Origin of the sequence: Hymenobacter koreensis, assembly GCF_039541855.1 — a bacterium.
GTDB lineage: Bacteria > Bacteroidota > Bacteroidia > Cytophagales > Hymenobacteraceae > Solirubrum > Solirubrum koreensis.
In genome coordinates this window covers 196,959-220,206 of the sequence record NZ_BAABHA010000001.1, presented here as the reverse complement: position 1 = coordinate 220,206, position 23,248 = coordinate 196,959, and the positions used below count along the sequence as shown (strand labels likewise).

General features: G+C 60.7%; 22 protein-coding genes. 8 read left to right on the top strand and 14 right to left on the bottom strand.

All coding sequences use genetic code 11. From position 1 onward, the window contains the following. Positions 1-106 precede the first annotated feature (106 nt). A complete protein-coding gene (locus tag ABD903_RS00975) occupies positions 107-535 on the bottom strand; it encodes a Fur family transcriptional regulator (protein WP_345220538.1) in 429 nt (142 codons plus the stop codon). Between the two features lie 331 nt (positions 536-866). Here ABD903_RS00975 and ABD903_RS00970 point away from each other — a divergent pair, with 331 nt between their 5' ends. Beyond that, the gene (locus ABD903_RS00970) at positions 867-2,084 is read left to right on the top strand and encodes an MFS transporter (RefSeq protein ID WP_345220536.1); all 1,218 of its coding nucleotides are present in this window, start codon (positions 867-869) and stop codon (positions 2,082-2,084) included. Positions 2,085-2,128: 44 nt separating this feature from the next. Here ABD903_RS00970 and ABD903_RS00965 read toward each other — a convergent pair whose 3' ends face one another. The 4 genes from ABD903_RS00965 to ABD903_RS00950 form a co-directional block, all read right to left on the bottom strand. Next, positions 2,129-3,052, bottom strand: a complete 924-nt coding sequence (locus tag ABD903_RS00965) for a TIGR03915 family putative DNA repair protein (RefSeq protein WP_345220535.1) — start codon at positions 3,050-3,052, stop codon at positions 2,129-2,131. Between the two features lie 2 nt (positions 3,053-3,054). Beyond that, positions 3,055-3,951 (bottom strand): alpha/beta fold hydrolase, encoded by an 897-nt coding sequence (locus tag ABD903_RS00960; protein ID WP_345220533.1) that lies wholly within the window; start codon positions 3,949-3,951, stop codon positions 3,055-3,057. A 76-nt stretch (positions 3,952-4,027) separates the two neighbouring features. Further along, positions 4,028-4,216, bottom strand: coding sequence for a hypothetical protein (locus ABD903_RS00955; protein ID WP_345220531.1), 189 nt, complete (start codon positions 4,214-4,216; stop codon positions 4,028-4,030). 25 nt (positions 4,217-4,241) lie between these two features. Next, on the bottom strand, positions 4,242-5,567 hold the full coding sequence (locus tag ABD903_RS00950) for a putative DNA modification/repair radical SAM protein (protein WP_345220530.1): 1,326 nt from the start codon (positions 5,565-5,567) through the stop codon (positions 4,242-4,244). 209 nt (positions 5,568-5,776) lie between these two features. Here ABD903_RS00950 and ABD903_RS00945 point away from each other — a divergent pair, with 209 nt between their 5' ends. The 6 genes from ABD903_RS00945 to ABD903_RS00920 all read left to right on the top strand — a co-directional run bounded on the left by ABD903_RS00945 (position 5,777) and on the right by ABD903_RS00920 (position 11,948). After that, positions 5,777-7,684 carry a BamA/TamA family outer membrane protein gene (locus ABD903_RS00945; protein WP_345220528.1) on the top strand — a complete coding sequence of 636 codons (1,908 nt, stop codon included), beginning with the start codon at positions 5,777-5,779 and terminating at the stop codon, positions 7,682-7,684. 151 nt (positions 7,685-7,835) lie between these two features. Further along, positions 7,836-8,666 (top strand): CvfB family protein, encoded by an 831-nt coding sequence (locus ABD903_RS00940; protein ID WP_345220526.1) that lies wholly within the window; start codon positions 7,836-7,838, stop codon positions 8,664-8,666. A gap of 117 nt (positions 8,667-8,783) precedes the next feature. Beyond that, positions 8,784-9,470 (top strand): NAD-dependent epimerase/dehydratase family protein, encoded by a 687-nt coding sequence (locus ABD903_RS00935; protein WP_345220524.1) that lies wholly within the window; start codon positions 8,784-8,786, stop codon positions 9,468-9,470. Between the two features lie 156 nt (positions 9,471-9,626). Continuing rightward, positions 9,627-10,223, top strand: coding sequence for a hypothetical protein (locus tag ABD903_RS00930; protein WP_345220522.1), 597 nt, complete (start codon positions 9,627-9,629; stop codon positions 10,221-10,223). Between the two features lie 389 nt (positions 10,224-10,612). Continuing rightward, a complete protein-coding gene (locus ABD903_RS00925) occupies positions 10,613-10,924 on the top strand; it encodes a hypothetical protein (RefSeq protein WP_345220521.1) in 312 nt (103 codons plus the stop codon). 145 nt (positions 10,925-11,069) lie between these two features. Beyond that, positions 11,070-11,948, top strand: a complete 879-nt coding sequence (locus ABD903_RS00920; protein WP_345220519.1) for a T9SS type A sorting domain-containing protein — start codon at positions 11,070-11,072, stop codon at positions 11,946-11,948. Positions 11,949-12,061: 113 nt separating this feature from the next. Here the strand turns inward: ABD903_RS00920 and ABD903_RS00915 are convergent, their stop codons facing one another. From ABD903_RS00915 to ABD903_RS00905, 3 genes are all read right to left on the bottom strand, one after another. Next, complete coding sequence (locus tag ABD903_RS00915; protein WP_345220517.1) at positions 12,062-13,039, bottom strand: DUF4249 domain-containing protein; 978 nt, start codon at positions 13,037-13,039, stop codon at positions 12,062-12,064. A gap of 45 nt (positions 13,040-13,084) precedes the next feature. Next, positions 13,085-15,508, bottom strand: coding sequence for a TonB-dependent receptor (locus tag ABD903_RS00910; protein WP_345220515.1), 2,424 nt, complete (start codon positions 15,506-15,508; stop codon positions 13,085-13,087). Positions 15,509-15,701: 193 nt separating this feature from the next. Beyond that, entirely contained in the window at positions 15,702-16,400 is a 699-nt protein-coding gene (locus ABD903_RS00905; RefSeq protein WP_345220513.1) for an OmpH/Skp family outer membrane protein, read from the bottom strand. Positions 16,401-16,717: 317 nt separating this feature from the next. Here ABD903_RS00905 and ABD903_RS00900 point away from each other — a divergent pair, with 317 nt between their 5' ends. Further along, positions 16,718-18,637: a S9 family peptidase gene (locus ABD903_RS00900; RefSeq protein WP_345220511.1), complete on the top strand. Its 1,920-nt coding sequence runs from the start codon at positions 16,718-16,720 to the stop codon at positions 18,635-18,637. Between the two features lie 32 nt (positions 18,638-18,669). Here ABD903_RS00900 and ABD903_RS00895 read toward each other — a convergent pair whose 3' ends face one another. The 6 genes from ABD903_RS00895 to ABD903_RS00870 form a co-directional block, all read right to left on the bottom strand. Beyond that, entirely contained in the window at positions 18,670-19,233 is a 564-nt protein-coding gene (locus tag ABD903_RS00895) for a GNAT family N-acetyltransferase (RefSeq protein WP_345220510.1), read from the bottom strand. Then, positions 19,230-20,249 carry a succinylglutamate desuccinylase/aspartoacylase family protein gene (locus tag ABD903_RS00890; protein WP_345220508.1) on the bottom strand — a complete coding sequence of 340 codons (1,020 nt, stop codon included), beginning with the start codon at positions 20,247-20,249 and terminating at the stop codon, positions 19,230-19,232. Before ABD903_RS00890 ends, ABD903_RS00895 begins: the two co-directional genes overlap by 4 nt. 113 nt (positions 20,250-20,362) lie before the next feature. Continuing rightward, positions 20,363-20,530, bottom strand: coding sequence for a T9SS type A sorting domain-containing protein (locus tag ABD903_RS00885; RefSeq protein WP_345220507.1), 168 nt, complete (start codon positions 20,528-20,530; stop codon positions 20,363-20,365). Beyond that, positions 20,512-21,171, bottom strand: a complete 660-nt coding sequence (locus ABD903_RS00880; protein WP_345220505.1) for a hypothetical protein — start codon at positions 21,169-21,171, stop codon at positions 20,512-20,514. Before ABD903_RS00880 ends, ABD903_RS00885 begins: the two co-directional genes overlap by 19 nt. A gap of 204 nt (positions 21,172-21,375) precedes the next feature. Continuing rightward, positions 21,376-22,338 (bottom strand): 30S ribosomal protein S6--L-glutamate ligase, encoded by a 963-nt coding sequence (gene rimK, locus ABD903_RS00875; RefSeq protein WP_345220504.1) that lies wholly within the window; start codon positions 22,336-22,338, stop codon positions 21,376-21,378. A 46-nt stretch (positions 22,339-22,384) separates the two neighbouring features. Next, positions 22,385-22,864 (bottom strand): ATP-dependent zinc protease family protein, encoded by a 480-nt coding sequence (locus tag ABD903_RS00870; protein ID WP_345220502.1) that lies wholly within the window; start codon positions 22,862-22,864, stop codon positions 22,385-22,387. Positions 22,865-23,248: the final 384 nt, after the last annotated feature.

Genomic DNA, 23,248 nt, shown 5'->3' with positions numbered 1-23,248 from the left:
TGCATTTAAGAAAATAGGTCAGCAGTTTCCCACAGCAATGGCATCAAGAAAAAAGCCGTTCCGACTTCACTGGTCTGAACGGCTCGTTCGTGGTTACAAAAACCGGCTACGCGGGCTGGCACTCGCGGCAAACGCCCCCAAGTAGGTAATCCCGGGTAACGGCCTGAAACCGATCCGGCAGCGTCACGGCCGGAATGGCTACCTGGTTCAGGCAGTAAATGTGCTGGCAGCTCGTGCACTTGAAATGCACATGGTTGTCGAAGTGAGCGTGGGCGCTGCATTCGATGGAGCAGGCGGCGTATCGCACCACATCGGTGGTATCTACCACGCGGTGAACAAGGCCGCTTTCCTCGAACGATTTCAGCGTGCGGTACAGCGTGATGCGGTCGGTGCTGGGGTCGAGCTGCTGCTCTATCTCGCCGCCCGACAAGGCAAAAGCCGAATCGGCCAGCACTTGCAGCACGGCCCGGCGTACCGCCGTCTGGCGCAGGCCGTGGCGGGTTAGGGTCTGGGAAATACGGTCGGGAGTGGCCATGCTGCTGAGTACAAATTAGGACGCCAGCCCGCTTCTACTGCTAAGCAGAGGCCGCGACTACGAGAAGCAACAGCTGCAAAAGTAACGAAGTTGCAGGAGCGGCAAAGACGTCTTTCCTGTCCTTCTCCGAAGATGGGCGCTGCGCGGCAATCTGGGTCCCGCGCATTCTTACAGGCGGCAGGACTGCCGCTCTTGTCGGCCAGAACAGTTCAGTCCCACTTATTTTCCAGAATCCGGACCTCAACCCGCGTTGCGCATTCGCACGGCGTGGGCTACACAACCATCGGCCGGGTTTCGCAGTTAGGCAAAGGCCGCTTGCCAAAATCCCTGCATGAAAAACGCTCCGTTGAGCCCGGAACTCGCGCCCCCACCCGAATCCGTTTCGGTACCCCAACTTGGTCCGGCACTGGTGTGGCTGATGTCGCTGACCTGTGGCCTGGTGGTGGCTAATATCTACTACAACCAACCCCTGCTGGGCGAAATTGGCCGCACGTTTGGCGTGCCCGACAACCAGGCCAGCTACATTGCCACCATCACGCAGGTGGGCTATACGCTGTGCATGTTGCTGGTGGTACCGCTCGGCGACAAGCTGGAACGTAAGCGCCTGATTTTGCTGATGCAGCTGGGCGTGGCCTTGTGTATGGCCGCTGCGGCCTGGGCGCCCAGCTTCGCTGTTTTGCTGGCGGCCAGCCTGCTCATCGGCGTCTTCTCGGCCGTGCCGCAACTGCTGCTGCCCATGGCGGCCCACTTGGCCCGCGACGAAGACCGGGGCCGCGTAGTGGGGCAAATCATGAGCGGTTTGCTGATCGGTATTTTGCTTTCGCGCACCGTGAGCGGCTACGTAGGGGCGCATTTCGGCTGGCGTACGGTGTTTGGCGGCGGCGCGGCAGCCATGGTGCTGCTGGGCGCCGTGCTGGCCTGGCGCCTGCCCACCGACCAACCGGGCTTCAGCGGCTCCTACGGCACGCTCATGAAATCCTTGCTGACGTTCACCCGCGACCTGCCCCTGCTGCGCCGCTCGGCCTTGGTGGGCGGCTGCATGTTTGCCGGCTTCAGCGTGTTCTGGACCACCCTCGTGTTTCTGCTGGAAGGCCCGCCCTTCCACTACGGCAGCGCCGTAGCCGGTTTTTTCGGCCTGATTGGCGCTTGTGGTGCCCTGGCCGCGCCGCTGGCCGGCAAAGCCGCCGATAACCGCGGCCCCGACTACGCCATCCGCATCGGCATTGCGCTGGGGGTACTGGCCTACGGCATCCTGTTTTTAGGCAGCGGCTATGTGGCCGCGCTGGTAGTGGGTGTCATTCTGCTAGATGTAGGCGTACAGGCCACCCACATTGCCAACCAGTCGCGCATCTTTTCCCTCGTTCCCGAAGCCCGAAGCCGCCTGAACACGGTGTACATGACGGGCTATTTTATTGGCGGGGCGCTGGGCTCGTTGGTTGGCGGCTGGGCCTGGACGCACGGGCACTGGCCCGGCGTTTGCGCGGCCGGGCTGGGTTTTGTGGTGCTGGCGTTTGGATTCAGCCGGTTCTACGGCCGCAGCCGGGGCTAGGAGCTTGCCCCGCGAGTTAAGCCTGTTCTTCTTTCGCCCCTCCTTTACGCCGCGTTATTCTTATTCTGAATCGGCTGGAAGTTTCGTTCGCGCGGCTGCTTTTCCGTGAGGAAGCGCCAGTAGCGCTTGGGCATGTGGCGGCGGTGCAGCTTCAGGTTGCGGCGCTCCGGGATGTTCACGTGGTCGAAATAAGTCTGCCACAAGGACTGAAACAGCGGCTCCCGCTCATCCAGCACGGCGGCCGATACGGCGTTGCCACCACGTGGCGCGGCCGATTCTGCATCGAAGCTCAGGATATCGGTGCGCTGCAAATCGTAGTACAAACCGTAACCGCGGCGGCGGTCGAAAATTAGCCAGCGTTGGTCGGCGTAGCGCTTGGTGAAGTGCTCGGCAATAAGCGGCAGCACGTCGAAATCGGGCTCCACGGTGGCGTGAAACAAGCCGTCGTGTGACTTCTCGAAGCGCACGAAAGCCTCCATACGATGCTTTTCGCGAAACATCTGCTTGTTGATGTCGGCAATGAGGCGCACGGTGTCGTTGCTGAAATTCTCGCTGATGTCCTGCCCACCGGCTTCAATGGCCAGCTGTACGTAGCGAAAAATGAGCAATTCCCGGTCGGCGCGCTCCGAGAGGAATGCCTTGTACAAGCTGGTGCGCGCCTCGCCGGTCATGTGCTTCAGCAGGCCGTCCCACACGCGCCGGGCTTTTTCCTCGTCGGCCTCAATGTGCTGCGTTTCGGCAAACAAGCCACCCTGCGCCGTGCCTTCGGGCTGAATGGCCTCGGGCCACAAACGCTGCTCCCAGCAGGCCAGCACCACCGTCAGCAGCCCGTCGAACGAGCCGTCGTAGGTGAAGCGGCCGGTGCCGCGGAAGCTGGGCGGCAGCTCACCGGGGCGGCGCAACGCCGTAACCGGCACGGCGGCGGGCATGCCGGGGGCGCGGCGTTGGAGCTTGTTGAGGCGAGGCATTTTCAAGAGGTGGTGTAAATAATCGGCACCTGATTCGCTTGCTGGAACAGCGCCAGGAGCAATTCGTTTACGCGGGCTGCTTCTTCGTGCTGCACCCAGTGCGTGGCTTTGTCGAAGTACGTTAGCTGGCCCCGGTCGCAGTAAGTCAGGCTTTCGGCGGCCATGTCGGCTTCCAGAAAAGCGTCGCGTCGGCCCCAGATGATATGCACCGGCACCGTAACGCGGCCCGTTTTGCCGAGCCGGCTCACCGAGCGCACGGCCGCGCGGTACCAGTTAATCATGCTGCGCACGGCGCCGGGTTGGGCCCACGCGGCTTGGTACTGCTGCAAATCGGCGTCGCTGAAAGTGCCGCGCCGGCTGCTGCCCACTAAGGTTTTCCGCCCCACGCGCCAGTTGCCGAAACGAATAAGCCGCTCGGGCAGCCAGGGCAGCTGAAAGAAGAAGATGTACCAGCTTTTGCGCAACTGCCGCGGGCTGCGCCGCACCTTACGGCCTAGCACTGCTGGGTGGGGAACGTTCAAAACGGCCAGCTTTGCTACTCTATCCGCGTGGTGCAGGGCCAGCCACCACGCCACCGCCGCGCCCCAATCGTGCCCGACCATGAAGGCCTTTTCGCGGCCCGCGGCATCAATCAACCCCACCACATCGGCGGCCAGCTTATCGATGGCGTAGTGCGCCACGCGGGTCGGTTTGTCGCTGAGGTTATAGCCGCGCTGGTCGGGTGCCCACACGCGGTAACCCGCTTCGGCCAGAGCCGGAATTTGCTTTTTCCAACCGTACCAGAACTCCGGAAAGCCGTGCAATAGGATTACCAGCGGCCCTTCGGCGGGGCCACATTGCACCACGTGCAGCTGAATGCCGTTGGTGCGCACGTAATGGTGTTCGAGTTCGTAAGCCACCGTCTTTGTACCCCGCTGGCGCCGGTAGGTTTTGCCGGAATTCTGTTGCCAGCAAATGGGGACAACCGGACGTGTTTTACGCGGCTTCGGCCTCGCGGGGCGAGGCGGTGGCGTTGCGCTGCTGGCGGGCTTGCAGCTGCTGGCGAACCAGTGGCAGCAGGTCGCTGAGCTTGCAACAGCAAGCCATGCGCGCCACTTTCTCGGGCTGGGCGAGTTGCGGGGCGGCGGGCTGTTGTTCTTCGGAGTCTCGGTGCGAAACGGTCATGGCTGAGGAGAGAGAATATCGGTGGTTAGCTGGCCTGGCGAAACAGGTCGAGCTGTGGCGAAACGAGGTCGGGGGCGGTAATGATGGTGGGCTCGGGCGCGAACAAATCGAGTTGGCGCTTAACCAGAGCGGAGCGGGTTTGCCCGTCGCCGTAGAGGATTTTGCGGCGCACGGTTTGCTCGTCGTACTCGCGCTTTTCCAGGGCCATGCCGCGGCAGGTAATGAAGTAGCGGGCCCGGCGCAGCACCACGCCAAACTTGTGCAGGTGGTCCAGCGTGAGCGGCGCAAACCGGCGGGCGGCCACAATGCGCTTCGCCGATTTCATGCCGATGCCGGGAATGCGCAGAATCAGCTCGTAGTCGGCGGTGTTCACGTCCACCGGGAATATCTCGCGGTGGCGCAGGGCCCAGGCCAGCTTGGGGTCAATTTCCAGGTCGAGGTGCGGGTGCGCGGGGTCGAGGATTTCGTCGGCGTCGAAGCCGTAGAATCGCATCAGCCAGTCGCTCTGGTACAGGCGGTGCTCGCGCATTAGCGGCGGCTGCACCACCTGCGGCAGGCGCTGGTCGCCGCTCACGGGCACGTAGCCGGAGTAGTACACGCGCTTCAGTCCGTAGCCTTTGTAGAGGCCGTCGGCGAGCTTGATGATCTGATGGTCCGACTCGGGCGTGGCGCCCACCACCAGTTGGGTGGTTTGGCCAGCCGGGGCAAACTGCGGCACTTTCTTGAACAGCTCCCGCTCCTCGCGGTTCTCCGCCACCTTCAGCTGAATTTGCGTCATGGGCGTGAGAATCTCGGCGTAGTTCTTTTCGGGCGCCAGCTTTTGCAGGCTCTCATCCGAGGGTAGCTCAATGTTCACGCTCAAACGGTCGGCGTACAGGCCCGCTTCCTGAATCAGCTCCTCGGAAGCACCGGGAATGGTTTTCAGGTGGATGTAGCCGTTGAACTTCTCCTCCAGGCGCAGCTTCTTGGCAATGCGCACAAGGCGCTCCATCGTGTAATCCGACGACGAGAAAATGCCGCTACTCAGGAACAAGCCCTCGATGTAGTTGCGGCGGTAGAAGTTCATGGTCAGGTCTACCACTTCCTGCACCGTAAAGGCGGCACGCTTCACGTCGTTGCTCTTGCGCGACACACAATAAGCGCAGTCGAAAATGCAGTGGTTTGTCAGCAAGATCTTCAGCAGACTCACGCAGCGGCCGTCTTCGGTATAGCTGTGGCAAATGCCCATGCCCTCGGCGTTGCCGAGGCCTCCGTTGTTGTTTTTGCGCTTGCCGCCGCTGCTCGAGCACGAGGCATCGTACTTGGCGGCATCTGCCAATATGCTTAGCTTTTCCTGAATCCGTTCGTTCATCTAAGGCGGGCCTTACAGTGCGTAAATCAACGGATAAACCCTGTGGAAGGCAAGCTTGTTCCCGATTTTTTAGCAACTAATTTTTTTAGGAATGGTTCCCGCCAACAAATTCTTTTCCTGCGCTGTTTTACGGCCCATGCTACCCCGACAGCAGCCTTGTTGCGTATCTTCGGGGGCCGCCGTGGCAGGGGTGCCGGGGCGGCATTGCTGTGCCTAAACTGTTGCTGCGTTTTCTGCGGGTATGGGGTTGCTGCGTGCTGGTCGTGCTGGGGCTGGCCGGCTCCGCCATGGCCCAACAGCCGGTGCTTGCGCAACCGCCCAAAGCCACCGACGCCCCCGACAGCCTGCGCAACGCCCCGCTGGATTCCTTGCGCCGCCGCTTCGATCAGCAGCGGTTTTTGGGCAACCTAAAAGCCTATACCAAACGCAAAACCATTGCGGGCAAGGCGCTGTCGGTGCTGTTCAATTTCACCGAGCGCCGCGAAGAGCAAGCCGGCCTCGACGCGGCCCTGCTCGATAGGCAGTACGACCGGCACAACTTTAAAATCGTGCGCCGTGTGCAGGTGGTTGCCCTCGATGCTTTCGGCTACAACATCAACGATACCACCCGCACGCCGCGCAACTTCCTGGAAAAGGGCGGCAACTTCCTCCACCTCACCACCTCGCGGCGCAAGATCCGCAAGCTGCTGCTGTTCCGCCCCGGGCAGGAACTGGAGCCGCAGTCGTTGGCCGAAACCGAGCGTTTGCTGCGCCAAACCGATTTCATTCTCGACGCCCGCGTGGTGGTGAACGAGCGCAGCACCACCCAAGACAGCGTCGACATCAAAGTTATTACCAAGGACGTGTTCAGCCTCAGCGGCGGCTTTCAGCTACGCGACGTGGGCTCGGGCGTGGCTACCCTGCGCGACAAGAACTTTCTGGCCCGCGGCCACGACTTCCGCAACCGTTTCGCCTACGGCCTGAACAACCCGCAGGGCTGGGCTTACCAGGGCAGCTACACGGTGCCGCTGCGCAATTACCTGGTGGCCCAGGCGCGCTACCGCAACGAGTGGCAATCGGAGGAAAAGGGCGCGTTCCTCTCGCGCGGGTTTGTATCGGTAAATACAGAATATGCGTATTCTGTGGGCCTTTCGCACTTTCGGCAGGGCCAGCTGATTAGCGCCCCCGGCGAGCAGCCCGAGCAGTTTACGCCGCTGGGTTTCCGCGTGGCCGATGCCTGGCTGGGCCGCGCTTTTCGGCTGCGCAGCTACGATTTGGGCTTCGACAATCCCGCCCGCATCATTCTGGCGACGCGCCTTATTCGCACCGATTTCACCGAGCGCCCCTCACCTAACTACCGCAACGGCACCCTGGGGCTGTTGAGTGTGGGCTACAGCGTGCGTCACTATTACAAAGACCGGTACCTGTTCGGCTTTGGCCGCACCGAAGACGTACCCACGGGCACGCTGCTAACCGTAACGGGCGGTTACGACTTAAACCGCACCCTTGCCCGCCCCTATTTCGGCACCCGCGTGGCCGCCGCGGGCTTCAGTCCCTTGCGGGGTTATTTGTACGTGAGCGGCGAAATAGGGCGGTTTTTAGAAAACGGACACTGGACCGAGGGCATTTTTAACGGCGAAGCGTTGGCCTTCACCCGCCTCTACCACATGGCCAACTGGCAGCTGCGGCATTTTTTTTGGACGCGCGCCCTCATTGGCATTGAACGCCAGCCCGGCGACCTGCCCCTGATTATTGAAGGCAGCCGGGGCGTGCGCGGCTTTCAGCCCGATGGCCTGCTGCGGGGCAGCAGCCGCTTTGTGGTGAACTACGAAACCAACCTGTTCACGCCGGTATCGTTTCTGGGCTTTCGCCTGGCCGGCGTGGCTTTTGCCGATGTGGCTTGGTTGAGCACCAACGGCCGCGAGTCGCCTTTCCAACAGAAGCCCTATTCCGGCTTCGGCATGGGCTTACGCTTCCGCAACGAATACTTGGCGGTAAGCACCATTCAAATCATGCTGGGCTTCTACCCGCGCGGCATTGCCGACGGCAACGGCCTGCGCATTTTTGAGTCGTCGCGCAGCTATTACCAGTTCAACGACTTCAGCTTTGGCCAGCCCGGCATTACGCGCTACGAGTAAGCGCCTGGCTGCCGGTTCCTGAACACGCCCCGGCCAACGACCGGGCGCCGCGGCCGTAGAAACCCGGTATTTATTCCTGATGGATTAAGCCGCACCTTTGCGCACCATGAACGGCTTCGTTCATGCCTCCCTGCTACCTTGACCCCTGCCCATGCTCCTCGGCGACTATAACGACCTGGAAGTAGCCCGTTTTGTTGAATTCGGTGTGTACCTCACCTCCGACGACGGCGACATTCTAATGCCCGACCGCTACGTGCCAGCCGGCATTCAGGTGGGCGACACCGTGCGTGCTTTCGTGTACCGCGACTCCGAGGACCGTTTGGTGGCCACTACCGAAACCCCACTGGTGCGCGTGGGCGAGTTTGCCGCCCTCACCGTGCGCGACACGAGCGGCATCGGCGCCTTTCTCGACTGGGGCCTGCCCAAGGATTTGCTGCTGCCGCTGCGCAACCAGCCCAAGCGCGTGAAAACCGGCGACAAAGTACTGGTGTACGTGTACCTCGACGATAAATCGGACCGCATTGTGGCCACGGCCAAGTGGGAACGGCACGCCGACCGGGAACCCGACCTGCGCGAAGGCGACGAAGTGCAGCTGCTGGTGGGCGGCCAAAGCGAAATGGGCTACGCGGCCCTGGTGAACAAGAAATACATTGGCATGCTGTTCCGCAACGAGGTGTTCCGCCTGCTCACCATCGGTGACGAGCTGCCCGGTTTTGTGCGCCAGGTGCGCCCCGACGGCAAGCTTGACGTGAGCTTGCAGCGCGTCGGGTTCGACGAAGCCCGCGCCGCCGCCGATCTGCTGGTGGCCGCCCTGCGCAAAGCTGGCGGTAAGCTGCCGCTCTCGGACAAAAGCGAGCCGGAAGACATCTACCGCCGCCTGGGCATGAGCAAAAAAGTGTTCAAGAAAGCCCTCGGCAGTCTTTACAAGCAGGGCCGGGTGCAACTCGCCGACGACCATACCCGTCTCATCGAAGAAGAATAAACCGGCCGCCATTCCCGTCGGCTACCCGCGTGCGGCTTATTGCCTTGCGTAAAACCTTCGCCCGCCGCGTGCGTTGGGTAATCGGCTTGCCTTGTTTCGTCTGACCTCCTCCGCCCTATGGTCCCCACGTCGGATCTGAAAAAAACCGCCCTCATTGCCGGTGCTTCCGGCCTAGTGGGCAGTTACCTCCTGCCGCTGCTGCTGCAAAGCGAGCGGTACGGCAAAGTTATTTCGATAGGCCGCCGGCGCTTGCCCATGGTGCATCCCAAGCTGGAGCAGCGCATAGTCGACTTCGACGAGCTTGAAACCCAGCGCCTCGCCCTAATTGCCGACGACGTGTACTGCTGCTTGGGCACCACCATGCGGCAAGCTGGCTCTAAGGAAGCTTTTTACAAGGTCGATTACTTGTATGTGGTGAAGCTGGCCGCCCTAACGGCCGCCAATTTCGCGGCGCAGTTCATGGTGGTATCGGCCATGGGCGCCGACGTGGCCTCCCGCTTTTACTACAACCGCGTGAAGGGCGACATGGAGGCAGCCGTGCGCCAGGCGCCGTTTCGGGCGGTGCACATTTTCCGGCCTTCGCTGTTGCTAGGCAACCGCAGCGAGCAACGCCTGGGCGAACGGGTGGGCGCTACCCTGCTGCGGCTGCTGAATCCGCTGCTCATCGGGCCGCTGCAACACTACCGCGCCGTTCCGGCGGCCGCCGTGGCCCAAGCCATGCTAAACGCGGCCCTGCAGGAAGGCGGCGGCGTGCGCACCTACCTTTCCGCCGACATTGCCCGCGGGGTGTCTCCTTTGGCTTAATGCCCTGAAATTGGGGCAGCGCTATTCGGCAAATAGTCAATGGCAAGCTAACGGCTTCCGGCCGCACTAGATTACCTAAAATTGCATCCTTTGCCGTATATTTGGCTTTCCAAAGCTGAATAGGCCATTCACCCAAGGCCATTATTGACTTTTACCATGAAAAAACACGTACTGATTTTACTTTTGCTTGCGGCATTTGCTTCTGCCACGAGCACGGTTACCGCGCAAACCAAGAAGAGCAGCAAAAGCTCGGGCGGGGGCAGCGGAAGCTCCGGCTACCAAACCGGCATTGGCCTGCGCGGCGGCGGGTACTCTTCGGGCTTAACCATTAAGCACTTCCTCGGCAGCAAAAACGGGGTGGCGTTGGAAGCCCTGCTCACCACCGAATACAAAGCCCGTGGGGCGCGGCTCACCATATTGGGCGAGAAACACAAAAGCATTTCCGACTTTAAAGGCCTGCAGTTCTACTACGGCGCGGGCTTCCACGCCGGCTCTTACCAGGGCCGCTACTACTTCGCCGACAGCCGCTATTACTACAAGGGCCGCAAGGGCGACGTGTACCTGGTGCGCGATTACCGCTTCGATGACCAGACCTACGTTGCCTTCGGCGCTGACCTGATTTTGGGCCTGGAGTACAAGATCGAAGACCTGCCCTTCGTAATCGGCGTCGATTACAAGCCTTTCTTCGACGTGTTTAACGGCTACACCGGCTTCTACAACGATGCGGCCGTAAGCCTGCGCTTCGCGTTTTAAGCTGCTTTACCTACCTGCTGAAAACGGCTCCGGTTAATTCCGGAGCCGTTTTTTTATGCGTTTACCTTTCGTTCACAATATCTCAGTCATTGCGCCCCTCGTCTTCAAAAAATACCCGCAAACGGGTATTGTTCGCGCCTTTTTACTCAACCAACTTTGCTTGGTAATGTGCGGAGTTGGGTCCGGTACTTTTTACGGCTTTCTAAGCTGTGTTTTGCTTCCTATAGATCCTTCATCGGATTTCAATTGGGTTAACCAGTCATTCTTAGTAGAAATCATAATCTCAGTTGATTACACTACCTGACAGAGCACACTTACGCATCCTGGATACCGGCCCAGGATTCTGGTAAGCTTACTGATTTTTTGCCCTCTTCACACCTCATTTTCACATGAAACACTTTCTACACAGTGCCTTTACCGCTGCCCTGCTCACAGTGACCTTTGGCAGCTTTGCGCAAGGTCAGCATCAGCGACTTGCAAAGGGCCTTTTAGCAAAAGAGGCGAAACCTACTGCTAGCGCGGCGGCCCGCGGCGTACTTGGTGCAGTAACGGTACCCGGCCGCACTGTATACCATACCTGGGACACCCAAATCAACCGCTGGGCTAGTGGCTTGGTTACGACCACCACGTATAATGCCCAAGGCAAACCTTCGCAGATAATCTCATCGGACTCTGCTACCAACGAGGTTTTCGCGCTATAACGCGCAGGGGCAGGTTACCGAGGAAATTGCTCAGAGCTGGACTGGCTCAGCCTTCGTTAACTCCCGGCGCACCGCATATACGTATGACGCCCAGGGGAGCCGCAGCTCAGATTTCTACTACCTGTGGCAAGGCAACAGTTGGGTAATGAACCAAGGGTTTCGGTCCACGCACACCTACAACGCGGCCGGCACCATTCTTCTTCGGGTAAACGAATCGTGGGACTCCATTACCAATACCTGGCTACCCGACACCCGCCAGACGTACACGGTTAACGCCAGCAACCAATGGACCGAATTTCTTGGTGAATCCTGGGGCAACGGCAGCTACGTTCCCGAATACCGCATCCGGAACATTACCTGGCACGACTGGGCCGCTATGCTCCCCTCTTCCTACGAGGACCAGGAATGGAATCCTACGTCCAATACTTGGGGCGAAGAATTCCGAATTACGGTTACGCACCAGCCTAATGGCAGCTACCTGGAAATTACCCAGCGCCAGGCTTCTCCCGGCACTTGGGTTAACGACTACCGCTTCACGTACTCCAATGATAATTTCGGCAACGAACTCCAGTACACGGGCGAGCAGTGGGCTAACAACACCTGGGCCATCGACTACGCACGCCGCAACTTGCTTTCTTATACCGCCGGCAACCAGGTACGCCGCAAAGTATCGCAGGATTACAACCCCGCCACGAGCCGCTACGATAACAATACCGTGTTTAGCTACAGTAACTTTGTAACGCTGGGCATCCGCCGCGCTACGGGCCTAGAAGCAGCCGCTTCGATTTACCCCAACCCCACCCTGCGCACCGCCACCTTTACCGTGGACGGCCTGCGCGAGCAGGGCATCGTGAAAGCCGAGGTGCTAAACACCGTAGGCCAGGTGGTGGAAACGCTGGCGCTGCGCGTGCAACAAGGCAGCATTAAGCAGGAGCTGAACCTGGCTGCGCTGCCTGCTGGTATGTACACCGTACGCCTGCACGCTGCCGAGGGTACCATTGCCAAGCGCATTGTAAAGCAGTAAACCTGTTCGTTATAGGAAACGGCAAGGCCCGGCAGCAAATGCTGCCGGGCCTTTTTTGTATTGACCTTCGGTGCGAAGTGCAGCTGCGCTTGCGGCCCGACCACCTCGCGCTGCTACAGCGGAATGCGCGTTACGGCATCGGTTGCACCTCCGAAAATGCCGAAGCCAGGCTTGATGTTGGAGTGCAGCGGGGTAGGCTCCGAGAACGGGTTGCCGTCGTTATCCTGGTAAACGCGGCGGCTGTTGTAGAACAGGTACAGGTCGCGGGTAACGTGCGACACCACTACTTCGATGTAGCGGGGGCCCCGGCCCGTGCCGCCGTCGCCGTAGTACTGCACGGTGTTGGTAAGGGTGAGGCGCCGGCCTTCGTAGCCCCTATCGGAGAACGGGTAGGTGCCGTAGCCGCCCGGCACCGACAGCTTAAAGGCGGAAATGCTAACCGTTCCGTCGCCCTCGTCGTCGGCGAAGGCCCAGGTGAGAAACCGCCCTTGCGCATCAAGCAAACGGGCGTACACCAGGTAATAGTCGGTGCTGCCGGCGGGGTCGTCGAAGGAAACCGACAGGCGTCCTTTCCGGCCGCCGTAGGGGTCGGGGCTTGAAAGCTGGGTGAAGCTGGCTGTGGCCACGGGCACTTGGGTGGGCATGGTCAGCTGGCTTTCGGCGGGTTCTATTCCGGGCACGGCCACCCGCAGCTGGTAGGTGCTGCCGGGCTGAAATTGGTAGCTCAGCCGTGGCTGGTAATAGCCGTCGGTCCCGAACGTGCCGCCGCTTTGGGGCCGCGCGGAGCGGTAGCGCTGCACCACCGTGCCGGCCTCGTCGCGCACTTCAATGGTGGCATCGTTACGACCCTTCAGCTCCCGCGAGTCGAACAGGCGCTGGCTTACGCTCACAAAGGGCTGCCGGTCGCTGAACAGCTGGCGGCCCAGGGAATCGTTAGCGGGTCCGGCATCCAGCACGTACGAAGTGGCGATGCGCGGGGTGTGCTCGGGCTCGGGCACGTCGATGCTCGTTTCGCAGCCGGCAAGCAGCAGGCTGGTACTGGCCAAGGCTACCAATGGCAGGCGGGAGCGGGTGAAACAGGAATTACGCATGGCGAGGGAGGTTGTACTAATGGGCATCAGCATACATCGGCAGCGTTAAAACTTAAAGCTTTTGCTGAACGAAGGCAGCACGGGAAACAGGCTGATTTGCTTGTAACTAGGCTTTTCCTGTACGTTGCCGTTGCTATCGGTGTAGCCGCGGCTGAAGTACAGGTAGTAGGGATTTTGGCGGCTGTACGCGTTGTAAAGGCTGAAGCTGTTCACGATTTCGCCCCACTTTTTCTTTTTGGTGTAGCTCAGGTCGAGGTCCATGCGGTGGTAAGCGCGCATGCGGTAAGAGTTGCGCGGGCCGTAGTCGTCGTACTGGGTGTAGTCGCCCAGCACAAAACGGCCGCGCGAGAGCGTAACGGCGTTGCCGGTGCCGTAGACCCAAGTGCCCGAGAGGCGCAGGTTTTCCTTGAATTGGTGAATGAGCACCAGCTTGGCATCGTGGCGGCGGTCGTACTTAAAGGGGAATATTTCGCCTTGGTTCAGCTCCTCAAACCGGCGCTTGCTCCACGACAGGGTATAACCGATCCAGCCGGTGGTGCGGCCGGTTTTCTTCTGCACGAACACCTCGGCACCGTAGGCCCAGCCTTTGCCGCTTGTTACTTTATCCTGCCAGTTATTATCGGTGGTGCCCAAGAAGTTGGCACCCTCGCGGTATTCGATGAGGCCCAGCATGGGTTTGTAGTAGGTTTCCAGGCTCAGCTCGTAATCTTCGTCTTTAAAGCGCAGGTTGCGGGCCGCGCCCAGGCTGATTTGCTGGGCTTTTTGGGGTTTAATTTTGGCCGTGGCGGGCACCCACAAATCGGTGGGCAAGCCAATGCCGCTGTTGGTGAGCAGGTGAATAAACTGAGAAGTACGGGCGTAAGCGCCCTTCAAGGCCCAGTCTTCGGTGAGCAGAAAGCGGGCCGCCAGGCGCGGTTCTACCGATGGAAAGAACTTGTTATCGACGGCAAACCCGTTCAGGCGCAGGCCGGCGTTAATCTTCAGCCGCTCGGTTACTTTGTAATCGTCTTCGGCGTACACGCCCACCTCGTGGCCCAGCGTGCGGCTGGACGTGTTGAACTGGTCGAGGTTGGCATCGGGGTCGGAGCTTTTCAGCTGCACGGCGCCCGGCCGGAAGTGGTGGAAAATGTACTGCCCGCCGAAGCGCACGTAGTGGTCGGGCAGGGGCAGGTAGTCGAAATCAGTTTTCAGGCTGAAGTCGCGGATGTTCGAAAGGTAGCGCAGGGCGAACTTGTCGGTTTTCAGCTCGCCGTTATTGCGGTAGCGGTTTTCTTCCTCAATGCCCACGTCAAACTGATAGCGACTGAACGTGAGGTGGGTGTTGGCAAACAGCTGGTCGTTGATGATGCGGTTCCAGCGCAGGGCTGCCGTGAGGTTGCCCCAGCCCAGGCCTGACTTCAGGCGGTTGTACTCGCCGTCGTCGCCGGAGTCCTTGGAGCGGGCGTAAAACTTGTCGCGGCCGGTGTAGGCGCTTAGGTACAGCCGGTCGCGCTGGCTGAGTTTCCAGTTTACCTTGGCGTTAACATCGTGGAAGAAGTAGCCCACGGTGGGCCGCTCGTCGCGCGGAATACCTTCCGCGGCCAAGGCCCAGTTAACAAGCGGCCGGGCCAGAACGTCGATGTAAGTACGCCGGGCCGAGATGATGAAGGAAGACGTGTCTTTCTTAATAGGGCCTTCCAGCGTGAGGCGCGAGGCAATGAGGCCCACGCCGCCTTCGCCGTGAAACTCTCGCATGTTGCCTTCCTTCATGGTGATGTCGAGCACCGAGGACAGGCGGCCGCCGTAGCGGGCCGGGAAGCCGCCTTTAATCAGTTCCACGTTGTTCAGCGCGTCGGCATTAAACACCGAGAAGAAGCCGAACAAGTGCGAAGCGTTGTACACCGGCGTGCCGTCGAGCAGGATCAGGTTTTGGTCGGGTGAGCCGCCGCGCACGTACAGGCCGGTCTGGCCTTCGCCGCCGCTTTGCACGCCGGGCAGCAGCTGCAGTACTTTTAGCACGTCTCGCTCCCCAAACAACGCCGGCACGGCCTTAATCTGGTTCAGCGGAATGGTTACCGTGCTCATGCGGGTGGTTTCGGCCAACTTTTCCTGCTTGGTGCCCACAATTTCCACGGCGTCCAGCTCACTCATGGCCGAGGTCAGCCGGATGTTCAACGACTGGCTTTTGTCGAGGCGTACCGGCATCAGTTGCCGCTGATAGCCCAGGTAGGAGGCCAGCAGGCGGGTGGTGTCGCCGGTAGCGGGCAGGGTGAGCGAATAAAAGCCGTAGGTATTGGTGGAGGTGCCGTTGCCCGTGCCCGGATGCACCACGGCCACGCCAATGAGGTTTTCGCCGGTGGCGGCGTCGCGCACGTAGCCGCTGAAGGTAACCCGGCCCACCGACGCCGGAGCCTGCTGGGCCTGCACCGCGACTCCCGATAAACAGATAAACGCACCAGCGGTAACGCCCGAGCGAAGAAGTAGCTTCATAAAAATGGGTGGGGGAGGAAAAACAAAGCTAGCTGCGGCAAACCCGCCCGGGCAACCGCACAATGATGTTAGCAAGGCACGCGGGCCCACCGCGTAGAGGCCGTTGGTTTAGCGCCGGGTTGCAAACGGGCAAAAAAATACCCCGCCGGCTGTAAGCTGCTGGCGGGGTACTCGTAACGTTCAGTGAGGAGGTTTACTTCTTGCCCTTGGCGGCGTACTCGGCGTTCAGGCGCTTGAGAATGGGCTCGGTAATGTCGAGACCTTTGCGGCCGTAGGCAATGGTGCCGCTGCCGGCAATCAGAATCAAGTCGTAGTCGTTTTCCTTGCCGTAGGTTTCCAACAGCTTGTTCACGCGGCCCAGCACCTGCTCGGTCATGCGGCCTTCTTCCTGCTGAGCTTGCTGCTGCAATTGCTGCTGCTTTTGGGCCACTTGCTGCTCCTGGGCCTGCAGGCGCTGCTCGGTGGCGGCGCGCTGCTCCTCGGTTAGGCCGGCGCCGGTTTTCTGGTAGTTCTGCACGGCGGCCTGGAAGGCGCGCACGTTGGTTTCGTGCTGTTTCTGCCACTGCGTGGCTTTGCGCTCATACTCCTTGCGGGCACTCTGCATGGCCCGGTAGCCTTCCAGCAGCTTGCTCGACTCCACGTAGGCCACCTTGCGGATGTTGTTGGTGGCGGCCGCCGGCAACGGCTTGTCGGCCTCGGCGGTAACCACGGCGGTGCTGGGCCCGGGGGTGGTAGCGGCAGAATCGGCGGGCTCGTCGGCCGTCTTTTCGGCGGTAGCAGCGGCTACGGGCTGCGTGGTAACGGCGGGCTTCTGCGCAAAGTGCAGGTAAAACAGCACGGCTACGGCAATCAGCAAAATGGCGTTAATGGCCAGTTGAAGCGGGTTCTTCATGAAGAAAGGAAAGCAAGAAAGCGCCGGATACTCCGCCGGCTTGCGCAAAGAAACGCAGAAATGGGCAGCTTTTTCGGTCGAGCTTTTCCTCAACTGAAGTCGTTGAGACGCAGGGAATAAAAGCCCTTGCTCATGTATAATTATTACACCTAATTACTATATTTAACCAAGACAGGCCACCTGCCTTTTGGCTTGGGTGCTGATTGGCGGCTGCCTTGTTTTAGCGCCGTACAAAACGCAGCTTACTCCATTTTGCCTGGGTTTGTCTAAGCGAAACTCCCGCTTTCTGCTCTTTTCCTCAACCGAAAAACGCCAGTATGAAAAGCCTCTCCCCTCGCCTGCTTCATCTGCTGTTACTGCTGACTGTGTTGCTGCCTGCTGTGGCGCAGGCGCAAGCCAACAAACCCGGCCCCGACCAGAAGATGACGCGCCGCTACACCATTGAGCAATTCATGAATACCACCAAGCTCAACGGCCGCGCGTTTTCGCCCGACGAGCAGCAAGTCCTGTTCAGCTCTAACCAAACCGGCATTTACAACCTGTACACCGTGCCGGTGAAGGGCGGTAAACCCACGGCCGTTACCACCTCGACCACCGAAAGCATCTACCCTGCCGCCTGGCTGCCCGACGGCCGCATAGTGTACCGGCACGACCAGGGCGGCAACGAGAACTACCACCTGTACGTGCGCGAAGCCAACGGCCAGGAACGCGACTTAACGCCCGGTGACAAGCTGCGGGCCGATTTTGGCCGCTGGCGCCGCGACGGTAAGGCTTTTTACGTACTCACCAACGAGCGGGACCCCAAATTCATGGACCTCTACCGCTACGATGTGCCTTCGCTGCAACGCACGCTCATCTACCAAAACACCCAGGGCCTCGACCCGGTGGTGGCGTCCGACGACGAGCGTTATGTGGTCTTGCAGAAAACCAATACCACGCTCGATTCCGACGTTTACCTCTACCGCACCGATACCAAGGAAACCAAGCCGCTCACGGCGCACCAGGGCAACATGGCCAACACGCCCATGGATTTCGACCCCAAGTCGCGCTACCTCTACGCCACCACCGACGACGGCTCCGATTTCAGCTACGTGGTGCGCTACGACCTGAACACGGGCAAGCGCGAAACGGTGGAAAAGGCCAATTGGGACGTGGTGTACACGTATTTTTCGCGCACCGGCAAGTACCGCGTAACGGGAATTAACGAGGACGGCCGCACCACCATGCGCCTCTACGATGCGGCCACCAACAAGCTCGTGGAGTTGCCCGCGCCGCCTGCCGGCGTTATTACCGGCCTTACCTTCTCGCCTTCCGACCGCCGCATGGCCTACTTCGTGAACGGCGACCGAAGCCCCTCCGACCTGTACGTGTACGACTTCAACAACAAGGCCACCAAGCGGCTGACCAACTGCCTGAACCCCGCCATTAACCCCGCCGACCTCGTTGACACCCGCACCATTCGGTACCAGTCCTTCGACGGTATGGCCATTCCGGCCTTGCTTTACGCGCCGCAGTGGGCTAAACCCGGTGGCGTGAAACTACCGGCCGTGGTGGAAGTACACGGCGGCCCCGGTGGCCAGTCTACCCCTAACTACTCGGCCCTGAGCCAGTATTTGGTGAACAACGGCTACGTGGTGCTGCGCGTGAACAACCGGGGCTCCTCGGGCTACGGCAAGGCTTTTTACGCCGCCGATGACCGAAAGCACGGCCGCGAACCGCTCTGGGATTGTATTGCCGCCAAGAAGTACCTCGCTTCCTTGGGCTACGTGGACACCTCGCGGGTAGCCATTATGGGTGGTTCGTACGGCGGCTACATGACGCTGGCCGCGCTGGCCTTCACGCCGAAGCGCTTTGCGGCCGGCGTCGATATTTTTGGGGTAAGCAACTGGGTACGCACGCTGCAGAGCATCCCTCCTTACTGGGAATCGATGCGTAAGGCATTGTACGAGGAAATTGGCGACCCAACCACCGAAATGGAGCGCCTGAAAGCTACCTCTCCCCTCTTCCACGCCGATAAAATTGAGCGGCCGCTGCTGGTAATTCAAGGCGAAAACGACCCACGCGTTATCAAACCAGAATCCGACGACATGGTGGCGGCCATCAAGAAGAAGGGCGGCTCCGTGGAGTACGTGGTGTTTCCCGACGAGGGCCACGGCTTTGCCAAACGCGCCAACGAAATGAAGGCCTACGAAACCACCCTCAGCTTTCTGAACAAGCACCTGCAGCCGGCTAATTAGCAGCAGGAAACGAATGGGCGGCCCACGTTACGTTACGCAGTAGCGCGGACCGCCCATTCTTCGCGCAGTACGGCGTACAGAAACTCGTCGCCCCAGGCGCCTTTAAACCACACGTGCTGCCGGAAATGCCCCTCGCGCCGCATACCTACACCTTCCAGCAGCTGCGCGGCGGGTGTGTTTAAGGCATCGGTTATGGCGTACACACGGTGCAGGTGTAGCTCCTGAAAGCAGTAGCCTAGCAACAGCCGAAGCGCCTCGTGCGCGTAACCGTGTCCTTGGTGCACGGGTGCCAGCGTAATGCCGATTTCGGCAATGCGCGGGTCGTCGGCGGTAAGGTGCAGGGCACAGTCGCCGATCAACTCGTCGGTGGCACGCAGGGCAATGGCCAGCTGGCGCCACTCGCCGGGGGCACCGGGAATGGCGGCCGGGCCGTATGTGGCTACGAAGTCAACGGCCTGTTGCAGCGAGTAGGTTTCCCAACTTTGGTAGCGAGATACGTTGGGGTCGGCGCGGTATGCAGCGAAAGCGGCAGCATCCTGCGGCTGGAGACGGCGCAGGTGCACGCGGTCGGCAGCTAATGGGCGGGAGAAGCTCATTGGGCGTCAGAGTCAGAGGGCAGTTCTTCGTCGTCCGTCGGCTCTTCGGGCACGGCAATGTGCAGCAGCGCGTCGCCTTGGTTTACCACCGGCATGTGGTTCAGGCCGATGACATAGCCACTCACCGGCGACACCAGCCGCACGGCCTGTTCGCCGTAAGGGTCTGCTACCACGCCGTATTGCTGGCCTTTGTGCAGGTATTCGCCGGTGCGCAACGGAGTACGAAACAGGCCCGCGTACTTGGCCCGCAGCCAGGTGTGGCGGCGGCACACCACGGTGGCTTGCGCGGGCTCGGGGGCTTCGGCCAGCATGCCCAGGTGCTTCAAAAACCGAAACGTACCGGCCGTGGCTAGCTCAATTCCAGCTTCATCGAGGCGCAACGATTCCCCGGTTTCGAACACGATGATGCGGCGGCCCTGCTGCATGGCGGCTTCGCGCAGGGAGCCGGGCCGCAGGGCCGCGTGCAGGGTAAACGGAGCAGCAAAAGCAGCAGCTAAGGCGTCGGTTTCGGCGTCTTCGCCCAGCAGGCAGCGCACCTGCGGGTGGTTGGAGCGGGCCGCGCCGCCGGTGTGAAAATCGATGCCGTAGTCGATCAGCGGCATAATTTCGCGCATAAAGCGGTGCGCTACCCGGCTGGCTACCGAGCCGCGCGGGTGGCCGGGAAACGAGCGGTTCACGTCTTTGCCGTCGGGCACTTCGCGCGAGAAGTTCAGGAAGCCGTAGATGTTGAGGATGGGAATGGCCACGATGGTGCCGCGCAACGGCTCCTGCAGCTGCCCGCGCCGAATCATGCGCCGAATGGTTTCGATGCCGTTCACCTCGTCGCCGTGCATGCCGGCCATCAGCAGCACCGTGGGGCCGGGTTGCAGGGAGCGGAACACGTGCACCGGCACGTCGATGACGGTGCCGGTGGGCAACTGTGAGATGATGAGGCGGGTAAGCACCTGCTCGCCGGGCGCAATGGTGCGACCATTCAAATAGAACGCGGGCGTGGAGTCGTTGGCTTTCTTCTTCAACAGAAACGGATGTGGAGCGAACCAAAAAGGCCGGCTTCCCGCTTACGCGTGGCGGCCGGTGCCGGCTAATGCCGTTCCTAAGTTCCACTAAAATCTGACTTCTAGACCCTGCCCTACTCCTCTGCCACCACCAGCCGCTGACTGCCGCTACGGCCGGAGCTGGTTTCGCGTACCCGCAGCACGTAGGTTCCGGCCGGTACGTGCTGCAACGGCAGGTTGGTAGCAGCTCCGTTGCCGACGTGCGTTTGCACCACCTGCCCGCTTAGGGTAAGCAGTTCCACGGTGTGCGGCCCGGCCTGGCCGAACGCGTGGTTTGCTGCCGGGCCGGGTTGGGGTACACGCTTTGAATGGGGCCAGCAGCTGGAACGGGCGTTTTCGAGGTCGAACGGGCGCCCGCCTGCACGCGGTACACGGGCAAGCTGTCTAGCACGGCTTCGTAGAACGGCCGCAGGGTTTTGGCGTGGTAGCGAAGGCGCAGCACCTCTTTTTTATTGTCCTGGAAGCTTATCAGGTCCTGGTACTGGCCGTCGTTAACGGCTTCGGCCAGCTTGGTGAGCTGGTTGTAGTCGTGGTAGAGGCCCTGCACCTGGCTACTGCTGATGCGCACGGCGTGTACCAAGTATACTGAGTCGTGCTGAGTGGACTGGGTTAGGTAGTACAGGCCCCGGTAGCGCGTGGCCCACACGCTGAGCGGCTGCCGGCTGCTGTCGGAGCTGACGATGAGGTTTTGGCGCGTGGCCGGGTCGAATGATATGGCCAGCGCCAGGGTATCGGGGCCGAGCAGCGTGACGCGGCGGCCCAGCACGCGCTCCAGGTTCAGCGGATGCTTTACCGAATACGGCTCGAAGGTGGCAACCGGGTCGCAGGCCGCCAGGCTGAGGGCCAGCAGGCCGATTAAGAGGGCTGGTACAGAACCTGCCATAGCCGTAGCGGTATCGGGTGAGCGGATACTGTTGATCTGGACGCGGGCTTAACGTAACCCATTGGTTGGCTGAATCGGCGAATGCGGACGTCAGCAGCCGGTTTGTTCTGGCGTCAGCAACGATTGTCAACCACCCCGGCCGCGCCTAAAGGCGCGGCGTCCCCTCTTCATCTGAGGAGGAGAGTTTCGTTCAGTTTCGCCCGGCTAGAGCAACGACTCGTCCGACTGCGTGTCGGGCATGCCGGCTTTGCTGGGGCGTTTGGGAGCGGCCTTCTTCTTAACGCTGCGCTTCTTCTTCGTCAACTCGTCGGTGTACTCAATGATTTTGCCAGCAATGTCGAGGCCGGTGGCTCTTTCGATGCCTTCCAGACCCGGCGACGAGTTTACCTCCAGCACCAGCGGGCCACGCTTGCTTTGCAGCATATCCACGCCCGCAATGCCCAGACCCAGGGCCTTGGCGGCCAGCAGGGCGGCGGCTTTTTCGGCGCGGGTGAGCTTCACCAGCTTGCCGGTGCCGCCGCGGTGCAAGTTCGAGCGGAATTCGCCTTCCTTGCCCTGCCTCTTCATGGCGCCCACCACTTCGCCGTTTACCACGAAGGCGCGTAAATCGGCGCCCTTGCTCTCGGCAATGAACTCCTGCACGATAATGCGGGCCTTCAGGTTGTGGAACGCTTCGATGACCGATTGAGCGGCTTTTTCGGTTTCGGCCAGCACCACGCCCAAGCCTTGGGTGCCCTCAAGGAGCTTGATGATGACCGGGGCGCCGCCCACCTCCTGAATCATTTCCAGCACTTCGGCCGAGTAGTTGGTGAAAGCGGTTTTAGGCATGCCCACGCCAGCACGGGCCAGAATTTGCATGGAGCGCAGCTTGTCGCGCGAGCGTACAATGGCTTGGCTGTCGACGGCCGTGCGCACCTTCATCATCTCGAACTGCCGCACCACGGCCGTACCGTAAAACGTTACCGAGGCCCCGATGCGGGGAATGACGGCGTCGAAGCCTTCGAGCCGGCGGCCTTCGTAAATGATGCTGGGTGTGCCCTTTTCGAGCACCAGGTTGCACTGCAAATGGTCGATTACTTCGACTTGATGGCCACGCGCTTCGGCTGCTTCCACCAACCGTTTGGTGGAATACAGTTTCGGCTCACGCGACAGAATAGCCAATTTCATGGGGTGGGGTAACGGGTAGAAACGGATGCGGGCGGCCGTGGCGACTTTACCCGGAATATTGACGCTGCTGGAGCTTGAAGGAAAGATTGCGCCGGGCCACGTCGACCACCAGCCGGGCCCGGCGCAGCAACAGGCGGCCGATGAGCACGGGGTATTTCATGTCGGAGCGGTCGGAAAGCGAGAACTCCGTGTCGTAATCCTCGCCAAAGATGCGAAGCGTGGCCTGAATGACGTAGCGCTCCTGCACGTCGCCGTTGGAAGAGCGAATTTCGCGCAGCGTAAACTGCTCGAAGTGCAGCGGCCGGCCGTCGAAGGCGGGGTGCGACTCGTCGAGCAGCAGCACGCGCAGCACGGACCGCCCGTCGGGCAGCGTGTCTACGTGAATGTTCGAGCAGTGAATGGCGCCGGTGTAGGCGCCGGTATCTACTTTGGCCTCTACGCCGCAGAGCTGAAATTGCGGGAAATCCACCAGCTCGCGGCGGCCCACGGTGCGCTTGGCTGGGCGTCGGGTCAGGGTTTTCTTCACAGAGGCAAAATACGGCAGCGGCCGCCGGCCGACTGGCACGCACCCCACTTTTTTTTCGGCGACGCGGGAAAAACCCACTCAGCAGACCGGTGACCGGCGGTCCGGGAGGCGTGCTCAGGGAGAAAACCGGGTGCACTACTCCCGCGTGGGATACGCTCTTCAGCGGTGAAGGCAAGCTCCAACGGGCTTCGGAGGCCTTCTTCACCAGTGAAGAAGGGTTAAGTGTGGGTCCGCAGCCGCCCTTCACCGGTGAAGGACGTGTCCGAAGGGCTTAGGATTGGTTCTTCACCGGTGAAGAGGACCTCCGAAGCCCCTGGCATGCCTTCTTCACCGGTGAAGAAGGCATGCCAGGGGCTTCGAAACACGTTGCCACCAGTGGCGGGC